The organism is Romboutsia lituseburensis (assembly GCF_024723825.1).
Taxonomy (GTDB): Bacteria; Bacillota; Clostridia; order Peptostreptococcales; family Peptostreptococcaceae; genus Romboutsia_F; species Romboutsia_F lituseburensis_A.
On record NZ_JANQBQ010000001.1, the window covers coordinates 2,292,938 to 2,311,112 of the forward strand.

Sequence of the window (18,175 nt, forward strand, 5' to 3'; positions counted from 1 at the left end):
TATATCCATAAGTTTACCTATTATCACAAAAAAGGAACTGGGTATATAACCCAATTCCCTTACTGCTATTCTCTATTTTTATCGTGTATTAATTTCAATCCCTCTAACGTTAAGAATCTATCTACACTATCTATGCTGTCTGTTTCTGATGCTATCAACGTAGATAACCCACCAGTAGCAATTACTTTTATATCATCATAGTTTAGTTCTTTTTTCATCATATCTATTATTTTATCAACTAAACCAACATATCCATATATTATACCAGCTTGCATAGCTGACACTGTACTTTTACACACCGTTGAACCTGGCTTTGCCAGTTCAACCCTAGGAAGTTTAGATGCTCTTTGGAATAAAGCTTCACTAGATATTTTTATACCCGGAGCTATAGTTCCTCCTAGATATTCTCCTTTATCTGATATTGCACAGAATGTAGTAGCTGTTCCAAAATCAACTATAATTAATGGATAACCATACTTTTCTATTCCCGCAACAGCATTTACTATCCTGTCTGCTCCAACTTGTTTTGGATTATCATATTTTATATTAAGTCCTGTTTTAATTCCAGGTCCAACAACTTTAGGTTGCTTATTACAATATTTTATACAGAAGTTTTCTAGTGAATGCATTACATTCGGAACTACAGAAGATATTATAACATCATCTATAGCTTTCATATCTATATTCTCGTATTGGAATAAATTATTTATAAGTATACCATACTCGTCTGATGTCTTATCCTTATCAGTGTTTATTCTCCAATATTTTATTAACTCATTATTTTTATATATACCTAACACCATATTGGTATTTCCAACGTCAAATACTAAAAGCATATATTTTAACCTTCCTTCTATTTTTTCCTTTTCTTGAGTACAACTGCAACAGCAGATACAAGAAATCCTCCAACAACCGCTTCTGGAATTCCATTTGTAGTTGCTATTGTTAATATAAGGGTCTTAGCTGCAGAAGCACTCTCTCCTAGAGCTTTTGCATATCTTTCTCCATACAATATGTATATCATTCCTAAGACACCTATTGTATTAACTAAGGAACCTATTAATCCAGATAACCATCCAGATAAACATACACTCTTAGTTAATTTTACAACTAATTGATAAACATAATAGGCCACAATACCTATTAATACTCTCGGAATTATAGACACTAATGGGTTTATAAATGCAAACGAAGTTATAGTAGGCATTGTTAATGCTCTAAGCATACTCGTTAACCCAAATATAAAACCAACTGCCATTCCAACTACAGGCCCCTCAACTATAGCCCCTATTATTACAGGAATATGCATTATAGTTGCATTAGTAGGTCCTATAGGAATATACCCTATCCCAGGTACCATAGATAACATAATAGAAATAGAAGATAATACTGCTATTACTGTCATCCTTCTTACATTTAGTTTTTTTCTAGCTTGTGGTTGAACCATCGTCATATTTGATGCCTCAACTTTTGATGATTTTGAATTCATCATAAAAAGATACACCTCCGTTCCAGCTCATAAAAGATGCCGGACTTTTAATTTAGAATTTTGAATTACTTTGATTTTTCTTGTTAAAGTCAGCCACTAAATTTACAGTAGTTGCCTGCTATAACAAAAACAATTTTATCAATAGCAAATGACATTGTCAACAATTCTTATTCACAGATTATATCTTTATATGCAGGTATATTTTTTACAGAATTAGCATTTTTTATAGCATTTATTACACTCTTCTCTACAACTTCTGTAGCTATAGAGCTTAATAAAGTCATATCTGTCTCAATTTCACCTGTTGCCATAGTAAATATAGTGTCACCATCGTGTGGTGTATGTATAGGAAATATAGTTTTTGCATATCCATTATGAGCTACTTGAGAAACTTTTTTACACTCAGCTTTAGTAAGTTTAGCATTAGTAGCTACTATCCCTATAGTAGTATTGTCTATATTAAAGCCACCTTTAGTAACACCATTTTTCATAATTTCATATGTATTTAATACTTTAGTTTTAGAATCATCTAATACACCAGCTATTATTTTTCCATTTTCATATACATCTCCTAAAGCATTAACTGCTATAAGAGCAGAAACCACGAGTCCATTAGGTAATTTAACTGAGTAGCTCCCTATACCACCCTTCATAGCATATTGAGGCCCTCTTATTTTACCTACCGTAGCACCGCAACCTGCTCCATAATTACCTTGTTTTAGTTCTGTATTATTCGCTAATTCACATGCTTTATAACCCATCTCTATATTAGGTCTACATTTTGGATCTCCAACTACTAAATCAAATAAAACTGCTCCTACTACTATAGGTACCTTTGTTACCCCTACATCAAATCCTATATTTTTTTCCTCTAAGTACTTGCTGACACCACAAGTAGATTCTAAGCCAAATGCAGATCCTCCAGATAATACAACTGCATGCACTTTTTGAATCATATTTATAGGATCTAACAAGTCAGTTTCTCTAGTACCTGGTGCAGCACCCCTTACATCTACTCCACATACAGCACCTTCTTCACAAATTACAACTGTACAACCTGTAAGACCATCTAAATCTTCTACTTGCCCTACTTTTAGGCCTTTTACGTCTAATATGTTATTATACATAACCTTTAACACCCCTTATAGAAACTTCTCCTGACATTATTTCTCTTGTTTTATCCAAGTTATCTTTTATAACTAAATTTCCTTGATCGTTTATATCAATACATCTAACTAATTCTTTTGAATCACCTTGGAGTATATATATTTCCTTACCTATTATAGCTGAATATTTTCTGCAAATTTCTAAGGTACTTTCTTTCAAACCTTTATTTATATAATCTAAGTATAGTCTTTCAAATTCCATTATTATACTTCTAACTATATCAACTCTAGATATTCGATAATTTTCTTTATATAAAGATGTGGCAATTTCCGATATTTCCTGGGAAAACTCCATAGTTTTTACATTTATACCAATCCCCAACACAATATAATTTATTCTTTCAATTTCAGCTGATAATTCAGTTAATATTCCTGCTACTTTTTTATTGTTTATAATTATATCATTAGGCCATTTTATTTGACTACTTACGCCTAACTTGTTTAATGCACTAACTATACTTGCACCAGCTATTAATGTTATAAATGGTGCTTTGTACGGTGATATGTTAGGTTTTAGTATAGCACTCATCCATATACCTTCTGATGATTTTGAATGCCACTGTCTACCTAATCTTCCTTTTCCTTTAGTTTGCTCTTCACTTATTATAATAGTTCCATCCAAAGATTCACTAGCTATACTTTTAGCATAATCATTTGTAGAACCGATAGTATCAAAATGTTCTATTTTTCTTCCCATAAAATTAGTATCTAGCTCATGACAAATATTATTATATGTTAATAGGTCATCAGGTTTTTTTACTAGTCTATATCCTTTTTTATTAACAGATTCAATATTATAACCTTGTTCTTTTAAAACTTTTATGTGTTTCCATACTGCAGCTCTAGATATACCTAATTGCTTGGATAATTCCTCTCCTGAAATAAATTCATCTTGATTATTTAATATAGTTTCAATTATTTTATCTCTCATATTACACCTCTATCTAATGTAATTTGTACATCTAATAAGTAATTATACCTTAACAATAATTATTTTATAGCTAAATTTCAAAATATTTCCTTAGATTTACTAAATAAAAAACCTCACTATATTTAATCTATTTAAAATATAGTGAGGTTTAATTTTATCTCTCAGTTAATTCAATTAATGTTCCATATGTTCCCTTAGGGTGACAGAATGCTATTTTAGCTCCTCCTGCCCCGTATCTAAATGTGTTATCTAGCATTATATAGCCTTTATCTTTAAATTCTTGGATAGCACTTTCTATGCTTCCCACATTTAATGCTATATGTTGTATGCCTCCTCTTCCAGAGTTTTTTTGAATATATTTATAAATTGCACTATTTTCATCTGTTCCCTCTAGCAATTCTATTTCTGTATCCCCTACCGGTAAAAATGCTACATTAACTTTTTGTTCAACTACAGTTTCCTTTCCTTCACATTTAATACCTAATATATCTTCATAAAATTTTATAGCATCCTCTAAATTAGGTACAGCTATACCTATATGATCAACTCTTTTTATATTCATAATAATTCTCCCATTATTTTTACTTTTTTAATGATTGTATAATATCTTCAGCCATAGTATATATATCTAACGTTGAATCTTCTGTTTGTTGTATTTTTTCTTGTATGTTAATTTGTTTATATACTTTATTTAACATTTCTTCTAATTTTATATGAACAAAATCATCCATTTCTTTATAATCTCTCATCGCTTTTTTATTTATAAGCTTATTTGTATTTTCTAAAAATAATTTATGAGATTTTATATTGTCTATAGCTTCATTTATTCCTTCACCCTTATTTGATACAGCTAAACTAACTTTAGGCCTAAATTCCCAATCATTTTTAAAGCTTAACATATTCTCTATTTCTGTTTTAGTTTTAGATACACCGTCTTTGTCTGCTTTATTTATTACAAATATATCTGCAATTTCCATTATACCTGCTTTAATAGCCTGTATATCATCTCCCATACCTGGCATTAAAACTATGGCTACTGTGTCAGATATATTAACTATATCTATTTCTGATTGACCTACACCTACTGTTTCTATAAATATATAATCACATCCATAAGCTTCTAATACCTTTATTACAGATAATATAGAGTTCGTAGTTCCACCTAAACTACCTCTAGACCCCATAGATCTAATAAATACTTTATTATTAGAAGTTAATTCTGTCATTCTTATTCTATCTCCTAGTATAGCGCCTTTAGTAAAATGGCTTGTTGGGTCAATAGCTATGATACCAATGCTATACCCATCTTTAAGCATTTCTTTAACAATTTCTTTTGTAAATGTAGATTTTCCTACACCAGGAGGTCCCGTTATACCAACTATATATGAATTACCTGTATACGGTAAAATTTCTTTTAACAATTTTTCATATCCATTACTTCTATTTTCTACTATACTTATTGCCCTGGCACAATCTTTTTTACTACCCTGAAGTAAATTTTTTATTAATTTATCCATGAATTAAAATTATAGACTTCTTTTCAAATTATTTCTTATAAATTGTATTGTCTCTTCTGTTGTTGTACCAGGAGTGAATACTACTGATATACCTTTTTCTATTAAGTTAGGTATATCTTCTTCAGGTATTATTCCACCTGCCAATACTAATATATCATCATATACCTCTTCTTTTTTCATTAAATCTACTACAGCAGGTAATAAGTGATTATGTGCTCCAGATAATATACTCATAGCAACTACATCAACATCTTCTTGTATAGCAATTTGAACTATATTTTCAGGTGTCTGTCTTAATCCTGAATATATTACTTCCATTCCAGCATCCCTTAATGCCCTTGCAATTACTTTAGCCCCTCTGTCATGTCCATCTAAACCTGGTTTTGCTACTAATACTCTTATAGGTCTCATTATTTTATTCCCCCCTAAAATACATCACCTTGAACATATTCTCCAAACTCTTCTCTCATAACTTTGCATATTTCTCCTAATGTAGCATATGACTCTACTGCCTCAATTATATATGGCATCATGTTATCAGTTGTATTACATGCATTTCTTAATCTTTCTAAAGCAGCAGTTGTTTTTTCATTGTCTCTAGATTGTTTAAATTTACTTAATTTTGATATTTGTGTTTTTTCTGCTACTTCATCTACTTTAAGAAGCCCTTTTATTTCTTGTTCTTGTGATGTATATTTGTTAACACCTACAATTATTTTTTCTTTATTTTCTATTTTTTGTTGATATTTATAAGCACTCTTCATAATTACTTCTTGTATATATCCATTTTCTATAGCTTTTGGTGATCCACCCATAGAATCTATATTTTCAATAATCTTCATAGCTTCTTTTTCTATTTGATCAGTTAAACTTTCAACATAATAAGAGCCTGCTAGAGGATCTATTGTTTCACACACGCCACTTTCTTCACCTATTATTTGTTGAGTTCTTAGAGCTATCGTTACAGAGTCTTCTGTAGGTAATGATAGAGCTTCATCTCTAGAATTAGTATGTAATGATTGTGTCCCACCTAAAACAGCCGCTAAAGCCTGCATAGTAACTCTCATGATATTATTATCTGGCTGCTGAGCAGTTAATGTTGAACCTGCTGTTTGAGTATGGAATTTCAGCATACATGATTTAGGATTAGTAGCATTAAATCTTTCTTTCATTATTTTTGCCCATAATCTTCTTGCAGCTCTAAATTTACTTACTTCCTCTAACAAATTATTGTGTGAAGCAAAGAAGAATGACAATCTAGGTGCAAAATCATCTACATCTAGCCCTGCATTAATTGCAGCATTTACGTATGCAATACCATTCGCTAATGTAAATGCAACTTCTTGGATTGCATTAGCCCCTGCTTCCCTTATATGATATCCAGATATACTTATAGTGTTCCAATTAGGTAATTCTTTTGAGCAATACTCAAATATATCTGTAGTTAACCTCATTGATGGTTGCACTGGGAATATATAAGTTCCTCTAGCAACATATTCTTTTAATATATCATTTTGAATTGTACCTCTTAACTTGTCTACTGAAACTCCCTGCTTTTTAGCTACAGCTATATACATTGCTAAAAGTACAGAAGAAGGAGCATTTATAGTCATTGATGTAGATACTTTATCTAAAGGTATATCCTTAAATAACACTTCCATATCACCTAAAGAATCTATAGCAACGCCTACTTTACCTACTTCTCCTTTACATATATTTTCATCAGAGTCATAGCCTAACTGTGTAGGTAAATCAAATGCAACAGATAAACCTTTAGATCCTTGTTCTATTAAATATTTATATCTTTCATTTGATTCCTCTGCTGTTGCAAATCCTGCATACATTCTCATTGTCCACAATTTACCTCTATACATAGTAGGTTGTACACCTCTAGTAAAAGGGTATTGACCTGGATATCCAAGTTCTTGATCATAATCTACATTTGCATCTAACGGCGTGTACAATCTTTTGACCTCTTCATCTGTGTCTAATATAAACTGTTCCTTTCTTTCTGGAAATCTGTTTAATGTTTTTTTGACTTTTGTTTCTTCCCACTTCTCTAAAGAATTTTTAATAATTTCTTGTTGTGTATTCATTTTTTCTCCTCTCCATTTACCTAATAATAAATTTAGAGCTAATATAAATTTAATTACTCGTTATATTTAATACATAGCGATTTTCTTTATAAATATTACTATTTTTTTGTATTTAGCGTAAAAAAAATAGAACCTAATTTTAGGTTCTACTTTTTTATCTATTTATTTTCATCATTATCTTGTTTAGTTTCATCTACTTGATTTACTATAACTTCTTTCTTAGCTAAATCTAAATCAACTTTAACCTCTTCAGAAGAATTCTCTTCTGCTGTTAATGCAGATGTTTCTTTGTTATCTTCTTCTACTTTTAAAGATAATTCTTTATTAAATGCTTGTAAGAATTGACTAGCGTCTAAAGTTTCATGAACTAGTAACGCTTGAGCTACATACTCTAATCTATCCATATTATCTTGTAATAATTTTTTAGTCTTCTTATACGAAGCATCTACAAGTGCACTTATTTCCCTATCTATTTCAGAAGCAACTTCTTCAGAATAGTTTTGTTTACTTCCAAAGCTATTTCCTAAGAATACTTCATCATTGCTATCTCCAAATGTCATTGGACCAAGCTTAGAACTCATACCATACTTAGTAACCATAGCTCTAGCAGTAGAAGATACTCTCTCTAAGTCGTTAGATGCTCCTGTAGATATGTCATCTAAAACTAATTCCTCAGCAACTCTACCACCAAGTAATACTATTATATTTTCTTTCATTTCATTTTTAGTAGCATAGAATTTATCTTCTACAGGTAATTGCATAGTGAATCCACCAGCTCTACCTCTTGGTACTATAGTAACCTGATGAACAGGACTAACATGTTCAAGTACATGAGCACAAACCGCATGACCTGCTTCATGGTAAGCAGTAAGTCTTCTTTCTGGTTCACTTATAACTCTAGACTTCTTAGCAACACCAGCTATAACCTTTGTAATAGCCTCTTCTATAGTTTCCATTTGTATTTTCTTTTCTCTTTTTCTTGCTGTTAATATAGCAGCTTCATTCATTAAGTTTTCTATATCAGCAGGAGTAAATCCAGGAGTTCTTCTTGCTAAGACTTCAACATTAACATCATCTGCTAATGGCTTGTTCTTAGAATGAACTTTGAATATTGCTTCTCTACCTTTAACATCTGGTGCCCCAACAACAACCTGTCTGTCAAATCTACCTGGTCTAAGTAACGCTGGGTCAAGTATATCAGGTCTATTTGTAGCAGCCATTATTATTATACCTTGGTTTACTCCAAATCCATCCATTTCAACTAATAATTGATTAAGAGTTTGCTCTCTTTCATCGTGTCCTCCACCAAGACCAGCTCCTCTTTTTCTACCAACTGCATCTATCTCGTCTATAAATATTATAGCAGGTGCATTCTTTTTGGCTTGTTCAAATAAATCTCTAACTCTAGATGCCCCTACCCCAACAAACATTTCAACGAAATCAGAACCACTTATACTGAAAAATGGTACTCCGGCTTCACCTGCAACAGCTCTTGATAAATATGTTTTACCTGTACCTGGAGGACCTACCATAAGTATACCTTTAGGTATTCTCGCACCTAAATCAATATATTTTTTAGGATTTTTTAAGAAGTCGACGACTTCCTGTAAATCTTCTTTTTCTTCATTTAATCCAGCTACATCTTTAAATGTAACTCTAGTTTTTTCATCATCTTTATGTACTTTAGCTTTTGATTTACCAAAGTTCATTACTTTTCCGCCTCCACCTTGAGACTGATTCATAAATACGAACCAAAGAATTACCATAAAGAATATTAATAGTAATGTCGGTAACATTTCTACAAACCATGGTGCAGAAGGTTTAGGCTCTCCACCTAATGATGTTACTTTTCCTTCTTTTACTTGTTGTAGTACCTCATTAGCAAATTTATCTCCCATTACTTCTTTTGGTACATATGATCTAAATTTAGTATTTGTGTCTTTTATAGTTCCCTCTACTGCAGTGTCATTTATGAAATATAACTTAGATATATTTCCTTCTGATAACTCTCTATACATTTTTGAAAACTCAAATTGTTGTATTTTCTCTGTTGGCTTACCTGAGAACTGCACTATTCCTACTATGATTATAAAAATTAGTAGGTAGAAACCGATTCCCTTGAAAAATTTATTCAAAAGAAGCCCTCCTTTCATACATTGTTTTATTCTAAAGTTTCTTAAAGCTAATCTTTAAGACTTCTTTTGTTTCTGAATCAATTTTATAATTTTCACTAGTTTTATAATCACCTACACACAGTATGCCTTCATCATCTGTTATTACAGGAACTTTGCATCTGTCTTCTCTCGGGATTTTCAAATCTATAAATAAGTCTTTAACTTTTTTACTTCCTCCAGCAAGTTTTATCTTATCACCTTGCTTTCTACTTCTTACAACGATACCCCCTTTTACTTTATCAAAATCAAACCCTTTAGATGTTTTATCTAGTTTTATACTTTTATATCTATCTATACTCATTTTTTGGGTTTCTAAAACTAAGTTTAACTCTTTTATTTTGATAAATCCATTGCTAGGTATATTATAGCAAAAATCTATCTCTTCACTAACTATTTCTTTTGTAGTTAATATTATGATATTTTTTCTTCTATATGCAAAAATTCCTCTTGGAAGATTTAACATCTTATTTAATTTGCTTTCACACTCTAGCTCAATAATATCTTCTATATGTTTTTGATCTACGAAATTAGTGTCTCCAAGTATATGTTTTATTGCACTTCTTAATACTCTAACTTTTATAGCATTATGTAGATTAACATATTTAGGTAAACTTATTTCTACTGAATCTTCTTTAAGAGTAGATACTTCTTTAAAATTCTTCTTTGCTTGTAAATCTATATAATCACTATCATTTTTTAAACTGTTAGTCATTCTTACTATAGATTCTATTACATTTGGATTAAAATTATCCTTCATATAAGGTATTAATTCTAACCTTATTTTATTTCTAGTGTATATACTCTCTAAATTAGTTTTATCTATTCTAGGATTTAGCTCATACTTTTCGCAATATGCTTCTATCTCGCTTCTCTCTATATCCAAAATAGGTCTTATTATCTCATTATCTCTTATATACTCTATTCCTCTTAAGCCTTGAAGACCAGTTCCTCTCATAATCCTCATCAAAACAGTTTCCGCTTGGTCATTACGATTATGACCTATAGCAATCTTATTTGATTTAGTCTTTTGTTTTATTTCTTCAAACATTTCGTATCTAAGAGTTCTTGCACCCTCCTCTAAAGATACACCTTGTTCTTTACAATACTCAGGAACATTTATAGCTTTAACAAAAGATGTAATCCCTAAATCTTCGCAGATTTGTGATATGTATAATGCATCTTTTTGTGCTTCTAATCCTCTTATTTGATGGTTTAGATGTGCTGCATATACTTCGATGTTCATTTTTTCTTTAAGTCTATACAGTATATGTAATAAACAAACTGAATCTGGCCCTCCAGAAAGTCCTAATACTATTTTGTCTCCATCTTCTATCAAATTATATTTATTTATAGTACCTAGTACTTTTTCAAAAATCATATATATACCTCTTACATCTAGTTTTTATTAACTTTTATGTATAGTTTCTATAAAAAAACCATAAACCCTTGTAACTTTTTTTAAAAGATACAAAGTTTAGTATAATTATTATAATACCAAATAAATTAAATAAAAGGTAGTACTTTAACTACCTTTATAAAATTTATATAATTAGCTATTTCTACATTGTTTTTTGTATTACAACATTATTCTTTTATTTCCACTAAAACTTCTATTTTATTTCTGCCTTTAAATAAATCCATAATTTTAATATCGTAATCTATATTTAATTTTATGCAATTTTCTTCTTTTTTATCTATTTTTAATTCTTTTGTATCTATTTCTATTATAAATAATCCCTGTGGTGTTCTATATCTAGTTTCTGTTTTTTCATTTTTTTTAAATACCATATTAGAATTAGTTGTACCAAATTTCTTTATACTAACTTCGCTATCAGATATTTTTATTGTTGTTGTTACTTTATTTCCATCTTCCTCTTCTTTATAAACTACATATATATCTTTATTTTTATTGTATGCCTCTGCTTTTGTATTTAACTTTATAGTATCAATTCTTCCATTTTCATCATACTGTCTAGTAGTTATTGCTAAATTAGCATTCATATTATTTGCCTCCTAATAAGTATACTCTATTTTACAAGATTTTTAAAACTTCTTGTGATTTGGCAAAAAGGAGTACCCCTCTAGTGATTAAAAATCACATTGAGATACTCCTCCATATTTATTTTAATCTTAATATTTTTGTATCTCTACATTCTTAACACCTTGAATTTCTCTTTTTAAGAATTCTTCTGCTATATTTGCAAATCTTTCAGGTATATCTGATACATAATACTCATAAGATGGCTTATCATTTTCTGCCAAACGTACTAAATTCCCATCCTCTAATATCTTTTTTAAATCCTTCGCTGTTTCTTTTGCTGGATTTACTAATTTTATTTCTTCACCGACAACTTCACCAATAGTTCTCTTTAATAAAGGATAATGAGTACAACCTAATACTAAAGAATCAATGCCTTGATCTATTAAATCTTGTAAATATTTTTTAGCTGTTAAAGTTGCTATTTCACTATTTGACCAACCTTCTTCTACTATTGGGACAAATAAATTACATGCTCTATCAATTATTTTTATGTCTTTATCTAATTTACCTATTTCTGTGTTATACGCCTTTGAACGAACTGTACCTTCTGTTCCGATAACACCTACTATCTTATTTTTAGTAGAATAAGCAGCAGTTCTAGCTCCTGCTTCTATAACACCTATTATAGGTATATCATATTTTTCATTTGCTTCTTTCAAACATCTAGCTGTAGCTGTGTTACAAGCTATTACTATAGCCTTTACATTCTTAGACATTAAAAAGTTTATAGCTTGAAAAGTATATTTCATTACAGTTTCTTTTGATCTTGGTCCATAAGGCACTCTAGCTGTATCTCCAAAATAGACCACATTTTCATTAGGTAATATTTTTGTTATTTCTTTTAGTACTGTCAGTCCACCTAGACCAGAGTCAAAAACACCAATCGGTCTGTCACTCATTTTAAACACCTTCTTTACTTCTTAGCGTCTATCGCTAAATCTATAAGTCTGTCTATAAGATTAGAGTATTCTAATCCTGTAGCTTCCCACATCTTAGGATACATACTTATATTAGTGAATCCTGGTAAAGTATTTATTTCATTTATAAATATTTCTCCAGTATCTTTATCTTTAAAGAAATCTACTCTTGAAAGTCCCTTCCCGTCAATTCCCTTAAATGCTTCTATAGCCATTTTTCTTATACTTTCCATGTCTTCATCACTTATGCTTGCAGGTATGTCATAAGTAGAAGCTCCATTTATATATTTATCTTCATAATCATAAAAATCTTTAGCCGGCTTTATTTCACCTGCTATAGATGCCTTAACCTCGTCATTACCAAGTACTGCAACTTCTATTTCTCTTGCATTTACACCTTGCTCTAATACTACTCTCGAGTCAAATTGTAATGCTTCATTTATACCTTTTAATAACTCTTCTCTATTACATGCCTTCGATATACCTACACTTGAACCTAGGTTAGCGGGTTTTACAAATACAGGATATTTTAATTTTGATTCTATATTATTTAATTCTTTATCTTTATCTTTGTTAAATGACCACTTTGTTGTATAAGTGTAATCAACTTGTGGTAGTCCGATTTGAGAAAATACTTTTTTACAAACAAGCTTATCCATACCTACACTAGAAGCTAAAACCCCACAACCTACATACGGTATCTGACTTATTTCAAATAAACCTTGTATTGTTCCATCTTCCCCATATGGACCATGTAATACTGGGAATAAAACATCTATTTTTTCGACTCTTCCATCTTCAAACACAAGTCCTACTTCTCTATTTCCTACAGGAACTAAGTTAATTTCAACATTTTTATTAGCTAAATTTACCCATTCTCCATCTTTTATGTTTTCTTCACTACCTTCATAGTACATCCATCTTCCATCTTTTGTTATACCTATTGTAAATACGTTATATTTATTTTTATCTATATGTTTATATATCGAAGCTGTTGATGATAACGAAACTTCGTGCTCTCCTGATTTTCCACCAAATATTAAGGCTACATTAAGTTTTTTCATAATTTTGCTCACCTTCCTGCATTTTATATTTATTAATTATCCACTATTATATGCATTTTGTTATCTAAGTGATTATTATAGTTTATTTTCAAAAAAAAATAAAGGAGCAAAAAGCTCCTTTACTAAATTTTAAACATACTAATTTTTTATTTCGCAAATACATGGTTACCTATTCTCATATATGGATTTAAAGTTCTTATCCATTGGCATGTAGCTATATCTGGGTTCCAAAAATAAATTGCATTATTAGTTGGATCATTACCATATAAAGCTTCTTGAGCTGCCTTATATGCGCTATCCGTAGGTTGCATATTTATAGATCCATCATTTACTACTGAAAATGCATTTTGCTGATATATAACATCTCTTATACTATCCGGAAATCTTGAATCTTTTACTCTATTTATCACTACAGCAGCTACAGCGACCTGACCTTCATAGCTTTCGCCTCTAGCTTCGCCAGCTACAAGCTTTGATAGTAGTAATAGTTCATCACTAGTTATACTTATAACTTCTCTTTTTTGTTGTTTTGTTGAATTAGCTTGCACTGCTGGCACGCCTTGATCATCTGTATTTTGTTGTATATCCATAGCCAAGACTTGATTAATTGGTACTAATAGATAAGTTAAAACTAATAGTGATACTATAAATTTATAGCACCTCTCCATAGTTAAATTCACTCCTTTTGATTTATAATATTGACTGTAGAATTTCTACTACTTTAAATTTAACTTTTACTTTATTCATTTCCTTATCAGTTTTTTGTGTAATTAATTCATATTCCTCTTTTGTTAAAACTGATTTTAATTTAGCATCTGTCTCCTTATCAATCACACCATTTTGTTTATCTACAAAACATAAAGGAGGAAACATAACACACCACCAATTTTTACCCTGTCCTTTACCTATAACTATTTTTAGCGCTTTATATTCACCTGCTGGAAGTATTACACTAGAGTATTGCTTTGTTGGAAATTTACTATATTCAATTCCAACCTTTACTTCATAAGTATATCCATTTTCTTCAATAATATTTTTACTTATTTTCTCTAACTCTTTATATTCATTTTTTATTATTTTTTCACTTTGTTGTATACTTTTTGATTTAGCTAATTTAGGCTCTAAATACTCTATAACTGCATCCCTAACTTTAAGCTTTAATGCTTGATCTTCATCTAAGTCACTATTAGCTATAACATGAAACCTAATTAATTTATCTCTATAATCTCCTACTGCTAAATCAATTTTTTTTGCTTCCCCACTTATTGTTACTGTCATTAATGATATTATCCCTATTAAAGTTGATATTAATATAATTAATCTTATTTTTATCTTATTCATAATTTTTCCCCCTCAAACTATTTCTATTTTGAGTATGTCCACTTTCAAATTATTTATACAAATCTAAAATATATATTAAGCAATTTATTATTAAAAATTTCAATAAACTACTATATGGATTCATCTATATTTATGAACAAAATAAAAAAGAAGGTTCCCCTTCTTCTTAAATATCTTTATTATTCATAGCTTTTTCTATCATAAACTGCTCAGCCTTTTCTATATGCTCTGTTGCATACTTTTTAGCCATCTCAGTGTCACCTTTTTTAATCGCGTCTAATATAGATTTATGCTCGCAAATTATACTCACTGACGAATCATAATCTGATATATAAGTTACTCTAAATCTATATACCTGCTCCCATAATGAGTTTATTAATTGATGTAATTTTTTGTTATTTGTTGCTTTGAATATACATTCATGGAATTCAACGTCTTTTCTTAATAGTTCTTCTACATCAGCAGAATCTGCACTTTTTTCAAAATCTTTAGCTATAAGTTCTAATCTTTTAAGATCATCTTCACTTATTCTCTCTGCTGCTAAAGACGCTGCTAAGCCTTCTAGACTAGCTCTTATTTCTAATACATCTAATATATCCTTTAATGACATATTAGCAACATATGCACCTTTTCTTGGAAGCATTATAACTAAACCTTCAAGTTCTAATTTTCTTATAGCTTCTCTAACCGGCGTTCTACTAACACCTAATTGCTCTGCTAATTGAACCTCCATCAGTCTTTGACCTGGTTTTAATTTGCCTTCTAAAATTGCTTCTCTTAAATTTTCAAATACTACATCCCTTAATGGCTTATAATCATCTAAATTTAATTTAGTTAAATTATCCACTAATCTCAACTCCTTTTTCACTGCTATTTACTACATATACTTGAGAGTATTTTTGTAATAGCTTTTCTTTTCCCTTTAAGGCATCTTCTTTATTTTCATATAACCCAAATACAGTAGGACCACTTCCACTCATCATAGATCCTAAAGCATTGCACTCTAACATTACTGCCTCAATTTCTTTTATTTCTTGATGATATTTGCTTGTTACAGTTTCAAGAACATTAACCATATTTTCTGCTACAGATTTTATATCTCCCTCTTCCAGAGATTTTATTAGAAATTTATTATCCGGTCTTTCTTGAATATTTTTTAAATCTAACCCCTCATAGACTTGTTTAGTAGATACAAATAAATTAGGTTTACATATTAGTATATTAGCATCTTCAGAAAGTCCTTTTATATATGTTAACTTTTCTCCTATACCCTCTGCTAAAGCTGTTTTACCAGCTATGCAGTATGGAACATCTGCTCCTAATTTTAATCCTATCTCTTGTAACTCTATTTCTGATAAATTTAATCCCCATATCTTATTAAGACCAACCAAAACAGCTGCTGCATTAGAGCTTCCACCAGCCATTCCTGCTGCCACAGGTATATTTTTTTCTATAAATATTTCAACACCCTTTTTTATATTAAATTTATTTTTTAATAAATTAACAGCCTTATAAACTATATTATTGTCATCTAAAGGTATATCTGAACTATTGCTTTTTATAACTATATCTTCAGTTTCTAGTTCAATCATTTTTATGATGTCATACAAATCTATTGTCTGCATTATCATTTCGACTAAATGATATCCATCTTCTCTTTTTCCTAACACATCTATTGATAAATTTATTTTTGCTCTACTTTTTAACTCTATAGAATTCATTGTAGCCTCCTTGTATATAGTATAATGCATTTCTAACTAATTAACATTATACTACAAAAAATAAAATAATAGGGGATTATAATCCCCTATTATTTTATTTTATTTTTAAATTATTAATCTACTAAAACAACTTTCTTTTCTAATATTAAGCATTTTCCTTGTTTTAATGGTTCATCTAATCTTAGCTCATTTATCTCTGCTATCTCATTTTCTGTAGTGTTGTATTTTTTAGCTATATTCCAAAGGTTATCTCCTTCTTTACATATATAAACTATTATACTTGGAGCTTTAGATAAATCATAAACCCCTAAATCATCACCTTTTATTATAAAACTTTCTGGTTTTTTATCTACAGCTTCTGTGTATCTCTTAACTTTTACACTTAAGTCTATCTCATCTCTATTTAAATCTACATCTACCTTTTCTATTGCAGCTGTACTAAATACTTTGCAAGTATCTGTTAAATTATCTATTGTTGTTTCATGCTCAAATGGTATTTCTTCACTTAATTTATAAACTATTCTTAAGCCTTCTACTGGAACATATAATATGTCTACCTTTATTATACCTTGTATAACACTCTTATCACCTTCTACATAAGAGTTTTCTATAGATATTGTTTGGCAAACACTAACTACATCTTTTATTTGTATATCATCATTAGCATTTTTTATACTATCTCTCACTACAAATGTTTCTGATTCATTACTTAATGTTTTATTAACCTCTATTGATCTATGATCAAATTTTATTATTTTTTGTGGAGAATATGCATCTTGAAGCACTTCTCTTGTTACCTCATCACTAACTTTAACTTTGCACCCTACTGTACAATCAATTTCTAATAATCCAGTATTGCTCTCTCCATTTTGTTTAAATATATAATTAAAATCACCCATAGATAATAATGATTCTTCAGACATTCCATCACAAGCCCCTGGAACTTCTATGAATTGAGTAAAATCTATACCTATTCTATCTAGTTCAACTAATTCTCCATCATATGTGCAAGCTAGAGGATTAACCTCTAATACTCCACCTATTATAACTTTATTGTCAGCTACTCTACTTTCTTTTATTCTTGCATATGGATTTAAACTTATTATTGATTGAATTTCTTCAGTATTTATAGTTATTGTATCTCTTATAACACTTTCAGATTTCTCTATTCCTATTATGTCTTGATAACTAATTTCTTTTCTATGTTTTTGAATTCCTTCAACTTGAGAAACATCTTTAACTATATCTAATTTTTGTTTATCAAATAAACTACCTCTTATATTCATAAGAGCTCCTACTCTTATCTTTCTTTCATTCATTATAGTGCAATCAACATGTTCAACTTCTGGATATAACATATACTCCATATCTTGAACTATATTATCTTTCTCTATAACTTCATTTATATCTATTTTCCCATCTACACTTGAAACAGTGTTTTTATCATCAGTTATGTATATAACATTATAGTTGAAACTTCCCCTACATACTAATTTTCCATCTGCAACTTCTATTTTCTTAATAGATATGTACCCTTCAGTTTTTACTATATCATATACATCTGACTTTTTGTCTGGCACAACAGCCTCAGTCTCTATAAATGTTTGAAACTTTCCAAAGTCTATTCTATTATCGACCTTAATTACATCTTTAATTAATTCCATATTATTTGTCCCCCCTGTATTAAATAAAACTATCACACTATATTTATATTTAGG

At 29.8% G+C, this 18,175-nt stretch carries 18 protein-coding genes; all 18 read right to left on the reverse strand.

Annotated features, from left to right (window positions below):
• Nucleotides 1-65 precede the first annotated feature (65 nt).
• Nucleotides 66-836, reverse strand: a complete 771-nt coding sequence (locus NWE74_RS11080) for a type III pantothenate kinase (RefSeq protein WP_092727416.1) — start codon at nt 834-836, stop codon at nt 66-68.
• 17 nt (nt 837-853) lie between these two features.
• Nucleotides 854-1,492 carry an ECF transporter S component gene (locus tag NWE74_RS11085; protein ID WP_330666358.1) on the reverse strand — a complete coding sequence of 213 codons (639 nt, stop codon included), beginning with the start codon at nt 1,490-1,492 and terminating at the stop codon, nt 854-856.
• A 164-nt stretch (nt 1,493-1,656) separates the two neighbouring features.
• The gene (locus NWE74_RS11090; RefSeq protein ID WP_258243197.1) at nt 1,657-2,616 is read right to left on the reverse strand and encodes a P1 family peptidase; all 960 of its coding nucleotides are present in this window, start codon (nt 2,614-2,616) and stop codon (nt 1,657-1,659) included.
• A complete protein-coding gene (locus NWE74_RS11095; RefSeq protein WP_258243198.1) occupies nt 2,609-3,586 on the reverse strand; it encodes a biotin--[acetyl-CoA-carboxylase] ligase in 978 nt (325 codons plus the stop codon). Before NWE74_RS11095 ends, NWE74_RS11090 begins: the two co-directional genes overlap by 8 nt.
• A gap of 154 nt (nt 3,587-3,740) precedes the next feature.
• On the reverse strand, nt 3,741-4,148 hold the full coding sequence (gene mce, locus NWE74_RS11100) for a methylmalonyl-CoA epimerase (protein ID WP_258243199.1): 408 nt from the start codon (nt 4,146-4,148) through the stop codon (nt 3,741-3,743).
• A gap of 19 nt (nt 4,149-4,167) precedes the next feature.
• Nucleotides 4,168-5,103, reverse strand: a complete 936-nt coding sequence (meaB, locus tag NWE74_RS11105) for a methylmalonyl Co-A mutase-associated GTPase MeaB (protein ID WP_258243200.1) — start codon at nt 5,101-5,103, stop codon at nt 4,168-4,170.
• Between the two features lie 9 nt (nt 5,104-5,112).
• Nucleotides 5,113-5,514 carry a cobalamin B12-binding domain-containing protein gene (locus NWE74_RS11110; RefSeq protein WP_258243201.1) on the reverse strand — a complete coding sequence of 134 codons (402 nt, stop codon included), beginning with the start codon at nt 5,512-5,514 and terminating at the stop codon, nt 5,113-5,115.
• A gap of 14 nt (nt 5,515-5,528) precedes the next feature.
• Entirely contained in the window at nt 5,529-7,199 is a 1,671-nt protein-coding gene (locus NWE74_RS11115; RefSeq protein ID WP_258243202.1) for an acyl-CoA mutase large subunit family protein, read from the reverse strand.
• A gap of 158 nt (nt 7,200-7,357) precedes the next feature.
• Entirely contained in the window at nt 7,358-9,334 is a 1,977-nt protein-coding gene (gene ftsH, locus NWE74_RS11120; RefSeq protein WP_258243203.1) for an ATP-dependent zinc metalloprotease FtsH, read from the reverse strand.
• Between the two features lie 31 nt (nt 9,335-9,365).
• On the reverse strand, nt 9,366-10,751 hold the full coding sequence (tilS, locus tag NWE74_RS11125) for a tRNA lysidine(34) synthetase TilS (RefSeq protein ID WP_258243204.1): 1,386 nt from the start codon (nt 10,749-10,751) through the stop codon (nt 9,366-9,368).
• A 206-nt stretch (nt 10,752-10,957) separates the two neighbouring features.
• Complete coding sequence (locus NWE74_RS11130; RefSeq protein ID WP_258243205.1) at nt 10,958-11,374, reverse strand: DUF1934 domain-containing protein; 417 nt, start codon at nt 11,372-11,374, stop codon at nt 10,958-10,960.
• Nucleotides 11,375-11,503: 129 nt separating this feature from the next.
• Nucleotides 11,504-12,313 (reverse strand): glutamate racemase, encoded by an 810-nt coding sequence (gene murI, locus NWE74_RS11135; RefSeq protein ID WP_258243206.1) that lies wholly within the window; start codon nt 12,311-12,313, stop codon nt 11,504-11,506.
• 14 nt (nt 12,314-12,327) lie between these two features.
• A complete protein-coding gene (locus NWE74_RS11140; protein WP_258243207.1) occupies nt 12,328-13,395 on the reverse strand; it encodes a D-alanine--D-alanine ligase in 1,068 nt (355 codons plus the stop codon).
• 146 nt (nt 13,396-13,541) lie between these two features.
• Nucleotides 13,542-14,063 (reverse strand): cell wall hydrolase, encoded by a 522-nt coding sequence (locus NWE74_RS11145; RefSeq protein ID WP_258243208.1) that lies wholly within the window; start codon nt 14,061-14,063, stop codon nt 13,542-13,544.
• Between the two features lie 22 nt (nt 14,064-14,085).
• Entirely contained in the window at nt 14,086-14,736 is a 651-nt protein-coding gene (spoIIR, locus tag NWE74_RS11150; RefSeq protein ID WP_258243209.1) for a stage II sporulation protein R, read from the reverse strand.
• Between the two features lie 166 nt (nt 14,737-14,902).
• Nucleotides 14,903-15,583 (reverse strand): GntR family transcriptional regulator, encoded by a 681-nt coding sequence (locus NWE74_RS11155; RefSeq protein ID WP_258243210.1) that lies wholly within the window; start codon nt 15,581-15,583, stop codon nt 14,903-14,905.
• Complete coding sequence (gene ispE, locus NWE74_RS11160; protein WP_258243211.1) at nt 15,576-16,457, reverse strand: 4-(cytidine 5'-diphospho)-2-C-methyl-D-erythritol kinase; 882 nt, start codon at nt 16,455-16,457, stop codon at nt 15,576-15,578. The genes NWE74_RS11155 and ispE overlap by 8 nt, the downstream gene beginning before the upstream one ends.
• A 113-nt stretch (nt 16,458-16,570) precedes the next feature.
• Nucleotides 16,571-18,121, reverse strand: a complete 1,551-nt coding sequence (locus NWE74_RS11165) for a DUF3794 and LysM peptidoglycan-binding domain-containing protein (protein ID WP_258243212.1) — start codon at nt 18,119-18,121, stop codon at nt 16,571-16,573.
• Between the last annotated feature and the right edge of the window lie 54 nt (nt 18,122-18,175).